General features: G+C 67.1%; 19 protein-coding genes. 5 read left to right on the top strand and 14 right to left on the bottom strand.

The window, feature by feature from the left end; all coding sequences use genetic code 11:
• Window positions 1–128: 128 nt before the first annotated feature.
• The 4 genes from G6N35_RS02185 to rplS all read right to left on the bottom strand — a co-directional run bounded on the left by G6N35_RS02185 (window position 129) and on the right by rplS (window position 2,417).
• Complete coding sequence (locus tag G6N35_RS02185) at window positions 129–434, bottom strand: DUF2469 domain-containing protein (protein ID WP_059020803.1); 306 nt, start codon at window positions 432–434, stop codon at window positions 129–131.
• Window positions 435–481: 47 nt separating this feature from the next.
• A complete protein-coding gene (locus G6N35_RS02180) occupies window positions 482–1,183 on the bottom strand; it encodes a ribonuclease HII (RefSeq protein ID WP_163802755.1) in 702 nt (233 codons plus the stop codon).
• Between the two features lie 12 nt (window positions 1,184–1,195).
• A complete protein-coding gene (gene lepB, locus G6N35_RS02175) occupies window positions 1,196–2,011 on the bottom strand; it encodes a signal peptidase I (protein ID WP_163802754.1) in 816 nt (271 codons plus the stop codon).
• Window positions 2,012–2,075: 64 nt separating this feature from the next.
• Window positions 2,076–2,417 carry a 50S ribosomal protein L19 gene (gene rplS, locus G6N35_RS02170; RefSeq protein WP_163802753.1) on the bottom strand — a complete coding sequence of 114 codons (342 nt, stop codon included), beginning with the start codon at window positions 2,415–2,417 and terminating at the stop codon, window positions 2,076–2,078.
• 319 nt (window positions 2,418–2,736) lie between these two features.
• Here rplS and G6N35_RS02165 point away from each other — a divergent pair, with 319 nt between their 5' ends.
• Window positions 2,737–3,672, top strand: coding sequence for a serine hydrolase (locus tag G6N35_RS02165; protein WP_163802752.1), 936 nt, complete (start codon window positions 2,737–2,739; stop codon window positions 3,670–3,672).
• Window position 3,673: 1 nt separating this feature from the next.
• Here G6N35_RS02165 and trmD read toward each other — a convergent pair whose 3' ends face one another.
• The 6 genes from trmD to G6N35_RS02135 form a co-directional block, all read right to left on the bottom strand.
• Complete coding sequence (trmD, locus tag G6N35_RS02160; RefSeq protein WP_163802751.1) at window positions 3,674–4,363, bottom strand: tRNA (guanosine(37)-N1)-methyltransferase TrmD; 690 nt, start codon at window positions 4,361–4,363, stop codon at window positions 3,674–3,676.
• A 1-nt stretch (window position 4,364) separates the two neighbouring features.
• A complete protein-coding gene (gene rimM, locus G6N35_RS02155; RefSeq protein WP_163802750.1) occupies window positions 4,365–4,895 on the bottom strand; it encodes a ribosome maturation factor RimM in 531 nt (176 codons plus the stop codon).
• A gap of 39 nt (window positions 4,896–4,934) precedes the next feature.
• Window positions 4,935–5,177 (bottom strand): RNA-binding protein, encoded by a 243-nt coding sequence (locus G6N35_RS02150; RefSeq protein WP_099040063.1) that lies wholly within the window; start codon window positions 5,175–5,177, stop codon window positions 4,935–4,937.
• On the bottom strand, window positions 5,174–5,659 hold the full coding sequence (gene rpsP / locus G6N35_RS02145) for a 30S ribosomal protein S16 (protein WP_163802749.1): 486 nt from the start codon (window positions 5,657–5,659) through the stop codon (window positions 5,174–5,176). Before rpsP ends, G6N35_RS02150 begins: the two co-directional genes overlap by 4 nt.
• 156 nt (window positions 5,660–5,815) lie before the next feature.
• A complete protein-coding gene (locus G6N35_RS02140) occupies window positions 5,816–6,736 on the bottom strand; it encodes an amidohydrolase family protein (RefSeq protein ID WP_163802748.1) in 921 nt (306 codons plus the stop codon).
• The gene (locus tag G6N35_RS02135) at window positions 6,715–7,131 is read right to left on the bottom strand and encodes a nuclear transport factor 2 family protein (protein ID WP_163807418.1); all 417 of its coding nucleotides are present in this window, start codon (window positions 7,129–7,131) and stop codon (window positions 6,715–6,717) included. The genes G6N35_RS02140 and G6N35_RS02135 overlap by 22 nt, the downstream gene beginning before the upstream one ends.
• Window positions 7,132–7,228: 97 nt before the next feature.
• Here G6N35_RS02135 and G6N35_RS02130 point away from each other — a divergent pair, with 97 nt between their 5' ends.
• Window positions 7,229–8,098 carry a D-alanyl-D-alanine carboxypeptidase family protein gene (locus tag G6N35_RS02130; protein WP_163802747.1) on the top strand — a complete coding sequence of 290 codons (870 nt, stop codon included), beginning with the start codon at window positions 7,229–7,231 and terminating at the stop codon, window positions 8,096–8,098.
• A gap of 13 nt (window positions 8,099–8,111) precedes the next feature.
• On the opposite strand, the gene G6N35_RS02125 is transcribed toward G6N35_RS02130, so the two are convergent.
• Complete coding sequence (locus tag G6N35_RS02125; RefSeq protein WP_163802746.1) at window positions 8,112–8,768, bottom strand: DUF1942 domain-containing protein; 657 nt, start codon at window positions 8,766–8,768, stop codon at window positions 8,112–8,114.
• 178 nt (window positions 8,769–8,946) lie between these two features.
• Here G6N35_RS02125 and G6N35_RS02120 point away from each other — a divergent pair, with 178 nt between their 5' ends.
• From G6N35_RS02120 to G6N35_RS02110, 3 genes are all read left to right on the top strand, one after another.
• Window positions 8,947–9,801, top strand: a complete 855-nt coding sequence (locus G6N35_RS02120) for a D-alanyl-D-alanine carboxypeptidase family protein (RefSeq protein WP_246224169.1) — start codon at window positions 8,947–8,949, stop codon at window positions 9,799–9,801.
• A gap of 35 nt (window positions 9,802–9,836) precedes the next feature.
• Window positions 9,837–11,180, top strand: a complete 1,344-nt coding sequence (locus G6N35_RS02115; RefSeq protein WP_163802745.1) for an HNH endonuclease signature motif containing protein — start codon at window positions 9,837–9,839, stop codon at window positions 11,178–11,180.
• Window positions 11,181–11,334: 154 nt separating this feature from the next.
• On the top strand, window positions 11,335–11,601 hold the full coding sequence (locus tag G6N35_RS02110; RefSeq protein ID WP_163802744.1) for a hypothetical protein: 267 nt from the start codon (window positions 11,335–11,337) through the stop codon (window positions 11,599–11,601).
• Here G6N35_RS02110 and G6N35_RS02105 read toward each other — a convergent pair.
• Genes G6N35_RS02105 through G6N35_RS02095 form a run of 3 tightly spaced genes read right to left on the bottom strand, consistent with a single transcriptional unit; the run spans window position 11,598 to window position 16,759 of the window.
• Window positions 11,598–12,662, bottom strand: coding sequence for an amidohydrolase family protein (locus tag G6N35_RS02105; protein ID WP_163802743.1), 1,065 nt, complete (start codon window positions 12,660–12,662; stop codon window positions 11,598–11,600). The genes G6N35_RS02110 and G6N35_RS02105 overlap by 4 nt on opposite strands.
• Window position 12,663: 1 nt before the next feature.
• On the bottom strand, window positions 12,664–14,232 hold the full coding sequence (gene ffh, locus G6N35_RS02100) for a signal recognition particle protein (protein WP_163802742.1): 1,569 nt from the start codon (window positions 14,230–14,232) through the stop codon (window positions 12,664–12,666).
• Window positions 14,233–14,275: 43 nt separating this feature from the next.
• Window positions 14,276–16,759 carry a [protein-PII] uridylyltransferase gene (locus tag G6N35_RS02095; protein ID WP_163802741.1) on the bottom strand — a complete coding sequence of 828 codons (2,484 nt, stop codon included), beginning with the start codon at window positions 16,757–16,759 and terminating at the stop codon, window positions 14,276–14,278.
• Window positions 16,760–16,809: the final 50 nt, after the last annotated feature.

Here is a 16,809-nt window from a genome sequence, read left to right as displayed (position 1 = left end):
CCCGACCAAAGCCCCAGCGCACCCCCGCGGTGTAGCTCAGGCCGACATTAGCTCAGCCCGAAAACAGTTGCTGGGGTTTAGGGCCACACGCAAAGAAAGAGGGGCACAAAGTCACTCGAGGGATGAGGTCACTCGGGAAGACGGAGCTCCGGCTTCTCCACTTCCTCGATGTTCACATCTTTGAAAGTGATAACACGCACTTGTTTCACGAATCGGGCCGGTCGGTACATGTCCCACACCCAGGCGTCGGTGAGCCGCAATTCGAAGTAGACCTCGCCGTCAGCGTTCCGCGGGACCATCTCCACGCTGTTTGCTAGATAGAAACGTCGCTCCGTTTCTACCACGTAGCTGAACTGCCCCACGATGTCCTTGTATTCGCGGTACAACGAGAGTTCCATCTCGGTTTCGTACTTCTCGAGATCTTCGGCGCTCATCGGCTCAGCGGTCCTCTTGTCTGCTCGTCGTCGGAGTCCATCTTGTCTCACCCTTGTTCGGCGCGCTGCGCCGGTGCGCACTGCGCCACCACATCGGTACCGCCGCCCGCGACCCGCCGGACGTTGATGAAGGAGTACCGGTGCTCACGACATGGTCCCAACGCGGCAAGGGCCGCGCTGTGCGCCGCTGTGCTGTACCCCTTGTGCTCGGCGAAACCATAGCCCGGATGGTCGGTTTCCATCGCCACCATCAGCCGATCCCTGCTGACTTTGGCCAGCACGCTGGCCGCCGCGATACAGGCCGCCGCCGCGTCACCACTGACCACCGGCAACGACGGCATCGGCAGGCCGGGCACCCGGAACCCGTCCGACAGGACATAACCCGGCCGCAGCGGCAGTCCAGCGACCGCCCGGCGCATACCTTCGATATTGGCCACGTGCACACCACGGCGATCGACCTCGGCAGCCGGGATGAACACGATGTGGTAGGCCAACGCATAGCGCTTGATCACCGGGAACAGCTCCTCGCGGGCCTTCTCGGTGAGCTTCTTGGAATCGTCGAGGGCGGCCAGGCTCTCCAGCCGATTCGGCCCGAGCACACAGGCTGCGACCACCAGTGGCCCGGCACAGGCACCACGACCCACCTCGTCGACACCGGCCACCGGTCCAAGGCCGCTGCGATACAGCGCGGATTCCAGCGTGCGCAGTCCCGACGACTTGCGGATGACCGTGCGGGGCGGCCACGTCATCGCGGCCACCGATCAGCCCTGCTGCGGGTCGAACGAGGACACACCACCCCACCGGGACGGCGGCCACGCGATGAAGCGCGCCTTGCCGATGACATTGCTCACCGGGACCGTGCCGGCCATCGGGTCACCCGTGCACAGGATGCCCTTCTGGGCGTCGGCGGGCGTGCTGGTGCAGTGGGCGCGGGAGTCGGCCGAATGGGTGCGGTTGTCACCCATCACCCACAACCGGCCGTCGGGGACCTTGACCGGGCCGAATTCGTTGCCCAGGCAGGGGTAGACCAACGGGTCGGCCATCATGGTCTGCGCGTTGAGGTAAGGCTCCTTGAGCGGCTTGCCATCCACCGTCAGGCCAGTGTCGGCCCGGCACTGCACCGTCTGCCCACCGACGGCGATGACGCGTTTGACCAGATCGTTCTCATCGGGAGGGACGAAGCCGATGAAGGAGAGCGCATCCTGCACCGTGCGGATCGCGGGGTTGTCCGAGCGGATCGACTTGTAGCCGACATTCCAGTTCGGCGGGCCCTTGAACACGATGACATCACCCGGCGAGGGCTCGGTGAACCGGTAGGTGACCTTGTCCACCATGATCCGGTCCCCCGTGCAGCCATTGCAGCCGTGCAAGGTCGGCTCCATGGATTCCGACGGAATCAGGTACGGACGCGCCACGAAGGTGAGCATCACGTAGTAGAGAACCAACGCGATAGCGACCAGGATGACGCCCTCACGCAGGGCTGAGCGCTTCTTGCCGCCCTGCTCAGGATCCTCGTGCGGGTCCGTCTGGGTGGACTGCTCCGACGAGGAGTCGGCCGAGTCTGCTGTGTCGGTCACGTGATCAGCGTAGCCAGCCGAACCGGCTGCTCTGCGTCATGCGGAAAGCCCGGAGCTGGGAAGCTCAGCGCTTTTCCTTGATCTTGGCCTTCTTGCCACGCAGCTCGCGCAGGTAGTACAGCTTGGCGCGACGGACGTCACCGCGGGTCAGGACCTCGATGTGGTCGATGTTGGGCGAGTGCACCGGGAACGTGCGCTCGACACCGACGCCGTAGCTCTCCTTGCGCACGGTGAAGGTCTCCCGGATGCCGCCGCCGGAACGGCGGATAACGACGCCCTTGAAGACCTGGATGCGCGACTTGTTGCCTTCGATGACCTTCACGTGAACATTCACGGTGTCGCCGGGGCTGAAGGTCGGGATGTCGTCGCGCAGCGACGCCTGATCGACGAAGTCCAGCGTGTTCATCGGTGACACTTCCTTGCGTTTCGCGGCTGCGGCCGACAACCTGCACGAGCGCAGGCAGCCGTCGAGCCGATGGATTCGGGCACGTGGTGTGTCGCAGCAGGCGGAAGAACGTCCGGCCCGCGCGGGCAACTGCTCAATTGTGCCAGATGGGCCGCGAGCAGTGAAATCGCCCGATCTACCAGCGACCCGCCGAGGTCACGCGGATGTACCGGCGAGCTAACACTGCGGTGTACAAAAGGTACGGTTAATCTGAACGCGCGGGCGGCGGCGCGGCAAGCCCACAGTCTGCCCGATCACTGATTCCCTGCGAGGAGAGGCCATGCGACGGCGCCCGTCGGTGCTGGTCACCAGCACCGCAGCGACACTGGTCGGTGTTCTGGTCGCCTCCTCTTCCTCGCCCCAGGTCAACGCCGGCACCACTGATAGTGCGCCGCAGCGGGTCACCCTGCTCAGCGCTGACCCGAACGCCATACCCGACGCCCCGGTGCTGGCACCTGCCCCGCAGGCCCCGCCGAGCACGATCACCGGCCTGGACGTGCGGGTTAAGCAGGCCGTCGCCGATGCCGCCAACAACGGCGCCGACATCAGCTTCACCGTCCTGGACCGCAAGACCGGTCAGACCGTCTCGGGCGGCGATATGGGTGCCTTCCCCATCGCCTCGGTGAGCAAGCTGTTCATCGCCGACGACTTGCTGCTGCAGGTGGCCAAGGGCCAGCGTGACCTCAGCCCCGAGGAACGCCAGCAGTTCGACGTGATGCTGCGCTCGTCGGACGACAACGCAGCCGAGGTGTTCTGGAGCGAGAGCGGCGGCAACGCAGTGGTCAGCCGGGTCAAGGCCCGATACGGGCTGAGCGGCACCACGCTGCCCTATGACGGGCACTGGTGGACCACCATGAGCACCACCGCCGACATCGTCCGCTACTACAGCATGCTGCTCGACGGCGCCGGCGGCCTACCGCCCGAACAGACCGCGATCATCCTGTCCGATCTGTCGGCCTCGACACCCAACGGCCTGGACGGTTATCCGCAGCGGTTCGGCATTCCCGACGGCTTGTTCGCCGAACCCGTTGCGGTCAAACAGGGTTGGATGCCCGGCTGGAACGGCAACGACTGGCTGCACATGTCCACCGGCGTGATCGGAACCGACCGGCGTTTCGTCATCGCGATGGCCGCACTGCAGCCCGTCGACGACGCGACTGCCCGCAACACGCTGACCCAGGCGATCAAGACGATGTTCCCGGACGGGCGGATCTGACCTACTCCCCCAACAGATCCGGACGACGATCCCGGGTCCGTTGTAGCGCCTGCTCATGGCGCCACGCCCTGATCTTCGCGTGGTCACCAGACAGCAGCACCTCGGGCACCGGCAACCCGCGCCACGTCGGCGGCCGGGTATAACTGGGCCCCTCGAGTAGACCGGCGTTCTCGGGGGAATGCGAATCATCTTGGTGCGACGCAGGATTGCCCATCACATTGGGCAGCAGCCGGACCACCGCTTCGATCATCACCAGGGTCGCGACCTCGCCGCCGGCAAGCACGTAGTCGCCGATCGAAACCTCTTCGACCCGCATCCTGGTCGCCGCGTCCTGGGCCACCCGCTGGTCGATTCCCTCGTAGCGGCCGCAGGCGAAGACCAGGTGCTGCTCTTTGGTCCAGCGCCGGGCAGCAGCCTGATCAAACAGCCGTCCAGCCGGAGTGGGGACCACCAAAAGCGTTGATTCAGTGCAGATCTCGTCGAGGGCCTCGCCCCACACCGGCGCCTTCATCACCATGCCGGGCCCACCGCCATAGGGTGAGTCGTCGACGGAGTGGTGCACGTCATGGGTCCAGCGCCGCAGATCGTGAACGGCGAAATCGACGATGCCCGACTCGATCGCCTTGCCGGGCAGGGATTCCCGGACCGGATCAAGATAGCCCGGAAAGATGGTGACGACGTCGATACGCATCTCAGCCCGCGTCGTCCAGATTCAGCAGCCCTTCGGGGGGATCGATCTCGACGATGCCCTCGGCCAGGGACACCCTGGGGACGATGGCGGTGACGAACGGGATGAGCACCTCGGCACCATCCTCGGTACGCACTGAAAGCAGTTCGCCTGCGGCCGTGTGCAAGACCTCGGCCACCGTTCCGACCGACGTTCCGCCGACGGTGCGCACGGCCAACCCCTCGAGCTGGTGATCGTAGAACTCGTCGGGATCGTCGATGGGCGGCAACTCGGTCGCCTGGACCACGAACAGCTGGCCCCGCAACGCATCGGCGGCCGTGCGATCGGCGACTCCGGGCAGCCGGACCAGAAGCCGCCCGCCATGCGGGCGGGCGGCTTCGATCACGACATCGCGTGCACCGTCACCACGAGCAGGCTTGAGCCGCAAGCGGTTACCGGGCGCAAAGCGCTCGTCGGGATCGTCCGTCCGCACCTCGACCACCAGCTCACCGGTGATGCCGTGGGCCTTGACCACACGCCCGACGACCAGCTCCATGCTCAGCCCAATCCCCGGTCGCGTCGCTCCTGCACGCGGCTACTGGTCAGTGTCCACCACGTCGACGCGGATACCGCGGCCACCGATTCCGGCAACCAGGGTCCGCAGCGCGGTGGCGGTACGACCGCCCCGGCCGATCACCTTGCCGAGATCCTCGGGGTGGACGTGCACCTCGACTGTCCGGCCGCGACGGCTGGTCACCATGTCGACACGAACGTCGTCGGGATTGTCGACGATCCCGCGGACCAGATGCTCCACGGCGTCGACGACGACCGAACTCATTCTGCGGCGGCCTCAGTGGCCTCGGCAGCGGGCTCGGTGGCCTCGGCAGCGGGCTCAGTGGCCTCGGTGGCCTCGGCCTCGTCCTTCTTGGCCGGCGCCTTCTTCTTCTTGAGCTGGGTGGCCTCGCCGCTCGGTGCGCCGTCGGCCGCAGCGAGCGCAGCGTTGAACAGATCCAGCTTGCTCGGCTTGGGCTCCTTGACCTTCAGCGTGCCTTCGGCACCGGGCAGGCCCTTGAACTTCTGCCAGTCACCGGTGATCTTCAGCAGCTGCAGCACCGGCTCGGTCGGCTGTGCGCCCACGCCCAGCCAGTACTGTGCGCGCTCGGAGTCGATCTCGATGAGGCTCGGCTCTTCCTTCGGGTGGTACCGGCCGATGACCTCGATCGAGCGTCCGTCGCGGCGGGTGCGCGCGTCGGCGACGGCGATGCGGTACTGGGGATTGCGGATCTTGCCAAGCCGGGTGAGCTTGATCTTGACAGCCATGAACGACTACTCCTGTTGCGTTGCCACGCTGCAATTCGGCGATACGGGCGGGATGCCCGATCCGGTTTTGCCTCACGTGTGTGACCGCGGTGCGGCGCATCCGAAGAAGCCGCGCGCGGACAGCCGCCCATTGTGCCAGATCCCGCAGGGCAGGTGTTAATCGCCGGAAAGGGCGCTGATCGGCCCAAACAGCGCGCGGGCGTTGTCACCGAACACCTTGCGGCACCACTGGTCGCCGAGGCCCAGGGCGACGATCGACTCCAGCGCATGCTGATAGGGATACGGGATGTTCGGGAAGTCGCTGCCGAACAACACCTTGTCGGACAACTCCCCCAGGGCCGGCCGCAGATCGGGCGGAAAGGGATCGCGCTGCTCGGTGAAGTCGGTGAACACCATGGTGGTGTCGAGGTAGACACCGGGATAGCGCTGAGCGAGGTCGATGAACTCCCGATATTCGGGCAGCCCTAGGTGGGCGATGATCAGCCGCAGCTGCGGATGCCTGCGCAGGATCTCGGCCACGGGTTGCGGGCCGGTGTGCCGGCCCGGTGCGGGTCCGGATCCGGCGTGGATGACCGTCGGGATCTGCTTCTCCTCCAGCAGCGCCCAGACCGGTTCCAGCAGCGGATCCGTCGGCGGGTAGTCACCCACTTGAATGTGGGATTTGAACACCCGGGCACCGGCCTCGATCGCCCGGCCGACGTAGGACGGTGCCGACGGCTCGGGATAGAAAGTCGCGGTGTGCAGGCATTCGGGCACCTGGGCGGCGAACCGGGTGGCCCAGGAGTTGAGCCACTCGGCCATGTCCGGCTTGTGCGGGTAGACCAGTGAGGTGAAGGCGCTGACGCCGAACTCGCGTAGCCGCTGCACCCGCTCGGCTTCGTCGAGTCGGTACTCGATGGGCCAGGGCCGCCCGACCAGTGGTCCAACTCCGTCGAAGTAGGCCCACACCTTGTCCATCACCCGTTTGGGCATGAAGTGGGTGTGGACATCGACGATCGCGTCGAGCCCGATCCGGTCGAGGACGTCGGCGACGGCCGCGACGTCGGTGCCGGCGCTCAGAAGAACTTCTGGATGCATTTGGTCTCGGACCGGCGGCTCATCCGCCAACCGTCGGCGGTACGCACGAATTCGTCGTCGTACCAGAGCCCGCAGAACATGATCTGCCCGTCGTCGCCGAGCTTCATCGGGTTGAAGCAGATGGACCGGGAGGCCGCGGTGTCACCGTTGAGACGGATGTCGACGTTGCCCAGCATGTGGTAGTACGCCGGGAAGTTCGGCATCACCTCGGCCAGCCACGCCTTCACCTCGGGAAACGGGCCGGCGATACCGCCCATCTCGGTGTAGTCGATCTGAGCGTCCGGGGTGAACACCCGGTCGAGGTCGTCGAACCGTTGATTGTCGATCGCGGTGGAATAGTCGATCAGCAGTTGCTGAATCTCCAACCGGTCCGAGATTTCCGCCAGGCTCAGCATCTTCCGATTGAACACCAGACCCGCCGCCGGGAGATCCACAGCGCGGGACTCTGCTGAGATCTGAGCCCATCAGGGTCTGGGGTTAGGCTCGGTCACCATGCGCAGACTCCTGGCGAGCGCGACCACGGCGCTGATACTGCTCACCGCGACCGCAGGAACCGCCACCGCGGACACCGACCAGCCGCCCGGCTCGATTCCGATCCCCGACGGCCCGGCACCGGCGTGGATCATCGCCGATATGGACACCGGACAGGTGCTCGCCGGTCGCGATATGTACGCGGCGCATCCGCCCGCGAGCACCATCAAGACCCTGCTGGCACTGACCGCTCTGGACGAGGTCGACCTGAACGCGACGGTGACCGCCACCGACGCCGACACCCGGGTGGAGTGCAACTGCGCGGGCGTGAAGCCGGGCCGCACCTACACCGCACGGCAACTGCTCGACGCGGTTCTGCTGGTGTCAGGCAACGACGCGGCGAACACCCTGGCCGAGATGCTCGGCGGCTACCAGGCCGCCGTGGACAAGATGAATGCCAAGGCCGCCTCGATCGGTGCGGCCAACACCCACGCCGCCTCGCCATCGGGGCTGGACGGCGCGGGCGGTCCGGGATGGACCACTCCGCATGACCTGGCGGCCATCTTCCGCGCCGCGATGGCCAATCCGGTGTTCGCCCAGATCACCGCGCAGCCGGTGGCGATGTTTCCGACGGACAACGGCGACAAGCCGCTGGTCAATCAGGATGAGCTGCTGGTGCGTTATCCCGGCGCGATCGGCGGTAAGACCGGCTTCACCGATGCCGCCCGCAAGACATTCGTCGGAGCCGCCGACCGTGACGGGCGCCGGTTGGTGATCGCCATGATGTACGGGCTCATCCACGAAGGCGGCCCCACCTACTGGGACCAGGCCGCGATGCTGCTCGACTGGGGCTTCGCCCAGAACCGGTCGAGCAGCGTCGCGACGCTGTAGTTAGACGCTGTCGTTAGCGGTGGCCGCCGCTCCCCGGACCCTCGCCCCCGCCGTTGAAGCCGGGCGTGGCGACGTCACCCTCGGTGAGCTGGAACGGCGGGGCAGCAATGTCATTCGGGGTGGCGACGATGGATGAGTCGCCTTCGGTCGGTACCGCACCCGTTGCCGGCGCCTGCGCGTCCGGCGCCACCACCGACGAGTCGTCTTCGTCCGGCACGATCACGGGCGCCGCGGTGCTACCGGGGCTACCCGGGACCCAGGCCAGCAGGTCGCGAGTGCCGTCGTTGAACACGACGCTGTTCGGGATGTCACCGACGACATCGAAGTAGAGCTTCCCGTTGTTCGAGGCACCCCAGATCGACGGGTAGAAGTCGCCCGACTGGGCACGGGCGCCGAACCGCTCGATGAACGGCGGGAAGCTGCCACCGAACCCGTCGACCACGAGTTTGGCCGCATACAGCTTGCCGCTGTGCGGCACCGGATCCGAACTGGGCTTCAGCTTGCCCACCGCGTAGCCGATGTAGGGCAGACCATTGGGCCCGTTCAGTGTCTCCTGCTCGCCGAACACCCTGATGCTGTCGGTCGCCGACGCCGTCGCCGCATTGACGACACCGAAGCCGAACGTGACAGCCGTCGCGGCAACGACGCCGGCCAATTTCGCGATCTTCACGATCTCTCCTAGCTGATCAAGCCTGAGTCTCCCTGGTGGTAACCAGGGAAAACAATACTGCGTATTGCCTGCAAAGGCGGGGGCAAAACGGGTTCTGACCCCGCAATTCGCTCTCCGCGACCAATCGGAGACGTTGCCGAACCCATACTGCGTCCTTGCCCACCTAATCTCGGCACACATGCGTGTCTTCCTCGGCCGGTGGCAGCGCGCGGTTCTGGCGGTCGCAACAGCCTCGATGACCGCCCTGGCCTCGGCACCACCCGGAGTCTCCGAACCGCTGCCCGGGGCGGCCTTCGTCGCTCCCCCGGACGGGCCGGCGCGAGCATCGCTGGTGGCCGATCTCGACAGCGGGCGCATCTACGGCGCCCGTGATCCTTACGGCACCTACGCGCCCGCGAGCACCATCAAACCGCTGCTGGCGATGGTCGTGATGGATCTGGTCAACCCGGGAGCCGCGATGCGTGCGACAGCTGCCGACAACGACGTCGAGTGTTCCTGCGTCGGCCTGGCACCAGGAGCGGTCTACACCGCACGGCAATTGCTCGACGCCCTGCTCATGGTCTCGGGCAACGATGCCGCCAACGCACTGGCCGATATGGTCGGCGGCTACCGGGTCGCGATCCAGCGGATGAATGTCAAGGCCTACCAACTGGGCGCCCGCAGTACCAAGGCCAGCTCGCCGTCGGGGCTGGACGGGCCCGGATGGGAGACGGTGACGACACCGCACGATCTGGCAGTCATCTACCGGGCCGCGCTGAACTATCCGCTGTTCGCCCAGATCATCCACCAGAGCACCGCTGCCTTCCCGGACGGCAAGGGTGGCGTGAAGCAGATCGCGAGCCACGACCGCCTGCTGGCGAGCTACCCCGGTTTCATCGGCGGTAAGACCGGCTTCACCAACCTGGCCAAGGAAACCTACGTCGCACTGGCGCAGCGAAGCGGCCGGCGGTTGATCGCGGTGATGATGTACAGCGACGATCCATTGTGGGACCAGGGCCGATCGCTGTTGGACTGGGGCTTCGCGCAGCAGTAGCCGTATTGTCGGTGCCCGGGCGTACGCTCTCGAACATGCGTTCGATCATGGCGGTTCTCGAGGACCTCGACGCTGTCGTAGAGGAGCTCGCCGCCGCCGATCTGGACGCCGTCGACGCGATCGCGCGCTATCACGTCCTGGACCGTCTCGAGACGCTCCGCCGCCGCCAGATCGCTATCGCCCACGACCACGTGGCGCGCCTCGACCATGTCCCTGGCTGTCCGCCGCCACCGATCAGCTTGGCCGACGTCTTGCGCATCAGCCGCACCGAGGCACGTCGCCGGCTCCGCGACGCCGGAGACCTAGCCGACCGCATCACCCTGACCGGTGAGCCCCTGGCACCCCTGCTGCCGGCCACCTCCGTGACGTGGCATCGGGGCCTGCTCGACGCAGAACACCTGCGGGTCATCCAGAAGTTCTTCCGCGACCTCCCCGACCATGTCCCACCCGCCGAGATCGAGAAGGCCGAAGCCGCGCTGGCCGAGCATGCGGCGAACCTGCGTCCCGACCAGCTGGAGAAAGTCGCCACCCGCCTGGCACTGACCCTCAACCCCGACGGCACCTTCTCCGACGACGACCGCGCCCGCAAGCGCGGGTTCACCTGGTGCGGCGGACAACGAGCAGACGGCATGAGCGTCGGCAAACTCATCGCAGATCCGGAACTGCGGGCCATGCTCGACGCCTGGTTCGCCAAGTTTGCCGCACCCGGCATGTGCAATCCCGATGACCAAAGCCCCACCGTCACCACAGAACTCACCGATGACATCGCGGCTCGGGATGCCCGCAGCCATGGTCAACGCCAGCACGACGCGTTGAGCGCTCTGGTGCGCGGTCAGCTCGGCAACCCCACCCTGGGGCAGCACAACGGATTACCGGTCACCGTCATCGTCTCGGCCACGCTGCAGGACCTGCAGTCCAAGTCCGGGCATGGCGTCACCGGCGGTGGCACCCTGCTCCCGATGACCGACGTGATCCGGATGGCCATCCATGCCTATCACTACCTGGCCCTGTTCGACGGGGTCAGCGGCCAGGCGCTGTGGCTGGGCCGCACCAAGCGCCTGGCCACCGGCGACCAGCGAATCATGCTGCACAGCAAGGATCGTGGCTGCACCCGGCCGGGTTGCGACGCGCCGGGATACCGCACCGAAGTGCACCATATCGACGAGTGGGCCAAAGGTGGCCTGACCAATATCGACAAGCTGACCCAGGCCTGCCCTCCCGACCACAAACTGCTCGACGAGGGCTGGAGCGTCCGAAAACGGGCCGACGGAACCACCGAGTGGGTCCCACCACCACAGCTTCCGTTCGACGGCGGTGGCATCAACAGCTACCACCACCCCGAACGGCTCATCGAGCACAACGACAACGACGCGGCGTGACGGCTGTCCCCCGATCGGCGGACGTCGGAATCGTCCGCACCCAGGCCCCGACGGTGGACAGACGTCACGCTCAAAGACGCGCATCGTATGCGGAGCAGATCGCCACCACGGGGTGGCGTCACGAGTCGAGGGAAATCCCGATATGAAGCGCACCATGACATCTCTGGCGGCAGCACTCGGCGGGCTGGCAGCATGCTCGCTGATTCTGGCCGGCCCGGCGGCCGCGGCAGGCCATGTCGGTCCGGGAAATCCGGGGCCGGGTGCAGGCACCCACATCGGGGCGGAGCTGCCCATCGCCCCCGTCGGGGCGGCGGGTGTAGGCGAAGCAGCCAAGAGCGCGGCCACTCACCTCAGCGCCCAAACCAACACCTCGAACGATCACACAATCGGTCTGGAATTGCCCATCGCACCCGTCGGCTAGAACACCCGACCGCGCAGGATTACCCGGTCCGGCCGGGACAGCACGCCGGCGCCGTCTCGCGGATCCTGCTGGAAACACAGCAGATCCGCGGGCGCGCCGTCTTCCAGGGCGGGCCTACCCAGCCAGCGCCGGGCGTCCCAGCAGGCGGCACCGAGCGCCTCGGTGGGTGTCATCCCAATCCCGGTCAGCGCGTCGACCTCGTCGGCGATCCGGCCGTGCTCGACATGGCTGCCCGCGTCACTACCCGCATAGATCGGCACACCGGCGTCCCTGGCCGCGGCGATCCGCTGCGGGCAGCTCGCATACAGCTCGCGCATATGAGTCGCGTAGAGCGGGAATTTGCTTGCACCAGCGGCAAATTCGGGGAAGTTATCGATATTGATCAAAGTGGGCACCAGTGCGGTGCCGTGCTCGACCATCATCGCGATGGTGTCCTCGGTCAAACCGGTGCCGTGTTCGATGCAGTCGATACCCGCCGCGATCAAGCCGGGCAGCGCATCCTCGCTGAAGACATGGGCGGTCACCCTGGCGCCCGCCGCGTGGGCCGCATCGATTGCGGCGTGCAACACGGCGTCGGACCACAACGGGGCCAGATCACCCACCGAGCGATCGATCCAGTCGCCGACCAGTTTGACCCACCCGTCCGACCGCCGGGCCTGCTGCGCCAGCGCCTCGGGCAGCTGCCACTCGTCTTCCAGCTCGATGGCGTGGCCTCGACCGTAGCGCTTCGGACGCGCGAGATGCCTGCCCGCCCGGATGATCCGCGGCAGGTCGTGATGATCGTCGAGACCGCGGGTGTCGGTGGGCGAACCGCAATCCCGCAGCAGCAGCGCGCCGGCGTCACGTTCGACCTCGGCTTGGGCGATCGCCTCCTGCAGCGGCATCTCACCGTCCGGTCCCAGCCCCACGTGGCAGTGGGCGTCGACCAATCCCGCGATGACCCAGCCACCGTCCCAGACGGTCTCGGCGCCGGCAACCGGCTCACTGCGCAGTACCCCGTCGGCGATCCACCACTCGACCGGCTCGCCGTCGGGCAGGCCGCGACCGCGAACGTGCAGCACGTTATTGCTTGCCGGGGAACTTCAGCTTGGACAGGTCGAAATCGGCCAGACCAGGCGGCAATTCGTTGAGACCCTCCGGCATACCGGACAGGTCGGGGAAGCCACCGGGAAGACCACCGGCCAACAGCGGGTTGCGTGTCTTGGGCGGCGTCGGCCCGCGACCGCCCTTCTTCTTGCCCGCCTGCTTGTTCTTGCCCTTGGCCGCCTTCTTCGACGACCGGCGGCCGAACGGCATACCCATCGCACCGGCCATCTGCGACATCATCTTGCGCGCCTCGAAGAAGCGGTCGACAAGCTGATTGACCTCCGACACGGTGACGCCCGAGCCGTTGGCGATCCGCAGCCGCCGCGAGGCGTTGATGATCTTCGGGTCGGCGCGCTCGGCTGGGGTCATGCCGCGGATGATCGCCTGCAGCCGGTCGAGCTGCTTGTCGTCGACGGCAGCCAGCGCGTCCTTCATCTGGCCGGCGCCGGGCAGCATGCCCAGCAGGTTGCCGATCGGGCCCATCTTGCGGATCGCCAGCATCTGCTCGAGGAAGTCCTCCAGCGTCAGCTCGCCGGAGCCGATCTTGGCGGCGGCTTCCTCGGCCTTCTTCTGGTCGAAGACCTGTTCGGCCTGCTCGATGAGCGACAGCACGTCGCCCATGCCCAGGATGCGGCTGGCCATCCGGTCGGGGTGGAAGACGTCGAAGTCCTCGAGCTTCTCACCGGTCGACGCAAAGAGGATCGGGACGCCGGTGACCTCACGCACCGACAGGGCAGCACCGCCACGGGCGTCGCCGTCGAGCTTGGTCAGGACCACACCGGTGAAGCCGACACCGGCCCCGAACGCCTCAGCGGTGGCGACCGCGTCCTGGCCGATCATCGCGTCGAGAACGAACAGCGTCTCGTCGGGCTGCACGGCGTCGCGGATCGCGGCGGCCTGCGCCATCAGCACGTCATCGATGCCGAGCCGGCCCGCGGTGTCCACCACGACGACGTCGAAATGCTTGGCCTTGGCCTCGGCCAGGCCCGCGGCAGCGACCGCGACGGGGTCGCCGGGACCGGCACCGGCGATCTCGTCGGCGTCCGGGGCGGTGCCGGGGTGCGGGGCGAAGACGGCGACGCCGGCCCGCTCACCCACGATCTTGAGCTGGTTGACCGCACCGGGGCGTTGCAGGTCGCACGCCACCAGCAGCGGGGTGTGACCCTGGCCCTTGAGCCACTTCGCCAGCTTTCCGGCCAGTGTGGTCTTACCGGCGCCCTGCAGACCGGCCAGCATGATGACCGTCGGCGGGTTCTTGGCGAACGCCAGCTGGCGGGTCTCGCCGCCGAGGATGCCGATGAGCTCCTCGTTGACGATCTTGACGACCTGCTGGGCCGGGTTGAGGGCGGCCGAGACCTCCGCACCCTTGGCCCGCTCCTTGATGCGGTTGACGAAGGCGCGGACCACCGGCAGCGAAACGTCGGCCTCGAGCAGGGCCAGTCGGATCTCACGGGTGGTGGCGTCGATGTCGGCATCGGTCAACCGGCCTTTGCCGCGCAGGCCCGAGAGCGCACCGGTCAACCGGTCGGACAGGGATTCAAACACGTCGTAAGCCTATCTGGACCGTGGCGAGCGATTCGCGGCGACGCTAGCTGGCTTCTTCGACGGGTTTGGCCGGCGCCACCGTCGGAAGCACCGCGTAGAGCTCGCGTTCCAGCGTGGCGCGCACATCGTCGAGCGAGCTCAGCGCCGGCACGGTGATGCCGAACACGTCGACCACCGACGAACCCAGGGTGGTGATCTTGGCCCAGGCGATGTCGACACCGGAGCGTTCGAAAACGTTGGTGAGGATCGCCAGCAACCCGGTGCGGTCGGTGGTGCGGATCTCCACCAGCAGCTGGCCCGGGCCGCTGCCATCGCGCCACAGAACACGCGGCGGAGCCGACACGGAGTTGGCCGGAACGGCCGGCTTGGACTCCCCGACCCGCCCGGTGCCGTACTGCGCGGCCTCCCGATCCCGTTTCTCCAACGATGCGATCACGTCGAGTTCCCCGTCGAGCGCCAGGATGAACTGTTGGCGCAACAGCTCGGCCGCGGGCGGGGAACCGAAGTGTGGCGACACCGTGAATGTGTTGATCGCCGCGCCGCTGGCGCTGTTGATGGCTGCGGAATGCACCCGCAACGAGTTCAGGGCAAGCACCCCCGCCGCCTTGGACAGCAGTCCGCGCCGGTCCGGGGCGATCACCGTGACATTGTAGGTGTGCGCCGTCTCCCCCGGCGTCAGCTCGACGTGCACGCCATGATCGGCTGCCAGCGAAAGATGGTGCGGGTCAACGGGATCGGCTTGGGGCAACGGCTCGCCCGCCATGACCAATCGGCAGCGCCGCACCAGGTCCCCGATCAGGGAGGCCTTCCAGTCGCCCCACACCCCTGGTCCGGTGGCCAGTGAATCCGCCTCGGCCAGCGCATCCAGCAGTTCGAGCAGCAGGGGGTCACCGTTGAGCGCCTCGACCACGTCGGCGATGGTCTGCGGATTCTGCAGGTCACGCCGCGTTGCGGTGTCGGGCAGCAGCAGGTGATAGCGCACGATCGCCGACAGCAGGTCGATGTCCGATGGCCACAGCCCCAGCCGGGTGCCCACCTGCACGGCGAGTTCGGCACCGATCACGCTGTGGTCACCACCGCGGCCCTTGCCGATGTCATGCAGCAGGGCCCCCAGCACCAGCAGATCCGGCCGCGAAACCCGGGTGGTGAAAGCGCTTGCCCGAGAGACGGTTTCCACCAGATGCCGGTCCACCGTCCAGATGTGGATGACGTCGCGCGGCGGAAGATCACGCACCGCTCCCCACTCCGGGAACAGCCGGCCCCACAGGCCGGTGCGGTCCAGCGCCTCGACGCACGCCACCGTCGTGGGGCCGGCGGCGAGTAGCACCAGCAGATCCTTGAGGGCATCGCGCGGCCACGGGGTGCGCAATTCCGGCGCCGAGTCGGCCAACCTGCTCAGCGTCGACCCGGAGATCGGCAGACCGGTGGTGGCCGAGGCGGCCGCCACCCGCAGGATCAGGCCGGGATCGCGTTCGGGGCGGGCGTCACGGGCCAGGATCACCTCGCCCGCGTATTCGATGACACCCTCGTCGAGCGGCCGTCGGACGGGGCGGCGCAGAGCCGAAAGCCCGCGCCGGGGAAGGGCATTGGCGGCCGTACGCAACCCGGCGTCCACGTAGTAGCTGATGGTCCGGGCGGCATCGGACAACGCGCGGGCCAGGTCGAATCGGTCACCGATGCGCAGTGCGGCGCCGATCTCGTCGGCGTACTGGGCCAGCAGTTGGTCACGCCCGCGCTTGGAGATCCGGTGCAGTTCGGTACGAACATTGAGCAACGACAGGTGGGCACCGCCCAGTGACCCTGTCGGCGAGGCCAGCGACGTGCTCGGGTACACGTCGGCGAGCTGGGCGATAGCCAGCGCGTTGAGCAACTGGACGTCCCGCAGACCGCCGCGGCCGCACTTGAGGTCCGGTTCGGCGCGGTGTGCGATCTGACCGCTGCGCTGCCAGCGCGCCTGGGTGTGCTCGACGAGTTCGTCGAAGCGGGAGGCGATTCCGGTGCGCCATTGCCGGCGGGCGCCGCCGATCAGCAGCGACGACAGCTCGGAATCTCCGGCGATGTGGCGCACCTCGAGCATCGCCAGGCCGGCCGAGATGTCCTCACCGGCCACCTGCAGTGCCTCCGACACCGTCCGCACACTGTGATCGAGCCGGATGTTGGCGTCCCACAACGGGTACCACAGCATCTCGGCCACCTGGGTGACGATCTCCGGCGGCATGTTGTCGTGCAGCAGCATCAGGTCCAGGTCCGAGTACGGAACCAGTTCCCGGCGGCCCAGACCACCGGTGGCCACCAGAGCGAAACCACTGGTGGCGGTGATTCCGATCTCAGCGGCCTTGGTGTTGAGCCAGAACTCGTGCAGATCCAGCAGTGCATCGCGCAGCGCAGCCGAGTCCAGCGGACGCTGCCCGCCTTCCAGCAGTTGCTGATTGGCGATCGCGAGGTCTTTGGCGGGCTTGAAAGAAGCCGCCGCCGGCGGCTCCCAATGGGGAGCGCCGGCGGCGGAATCTCTTGTGTGCTTTGTCATTTCAGTCCTCTCGCGGCCGTCGCCAGCTAACGATTACCCGGTGTGGCCGC

It is taken from the genome of Mycolicibacterium anyangense (genome assembly GCF_010731855.1).
GTDB classification, from domain to species: Bacteria; Actinomycetota; Actinomycetes; order Mycobacteriales; family Mycobacteriaceae; genus Mycobacterium; species Mycobacterium anyangense.
Note: the sequence above shows the minus strand (reverse complement) of the source record. Positions and strands in the feature narration are given on the sequence as shown.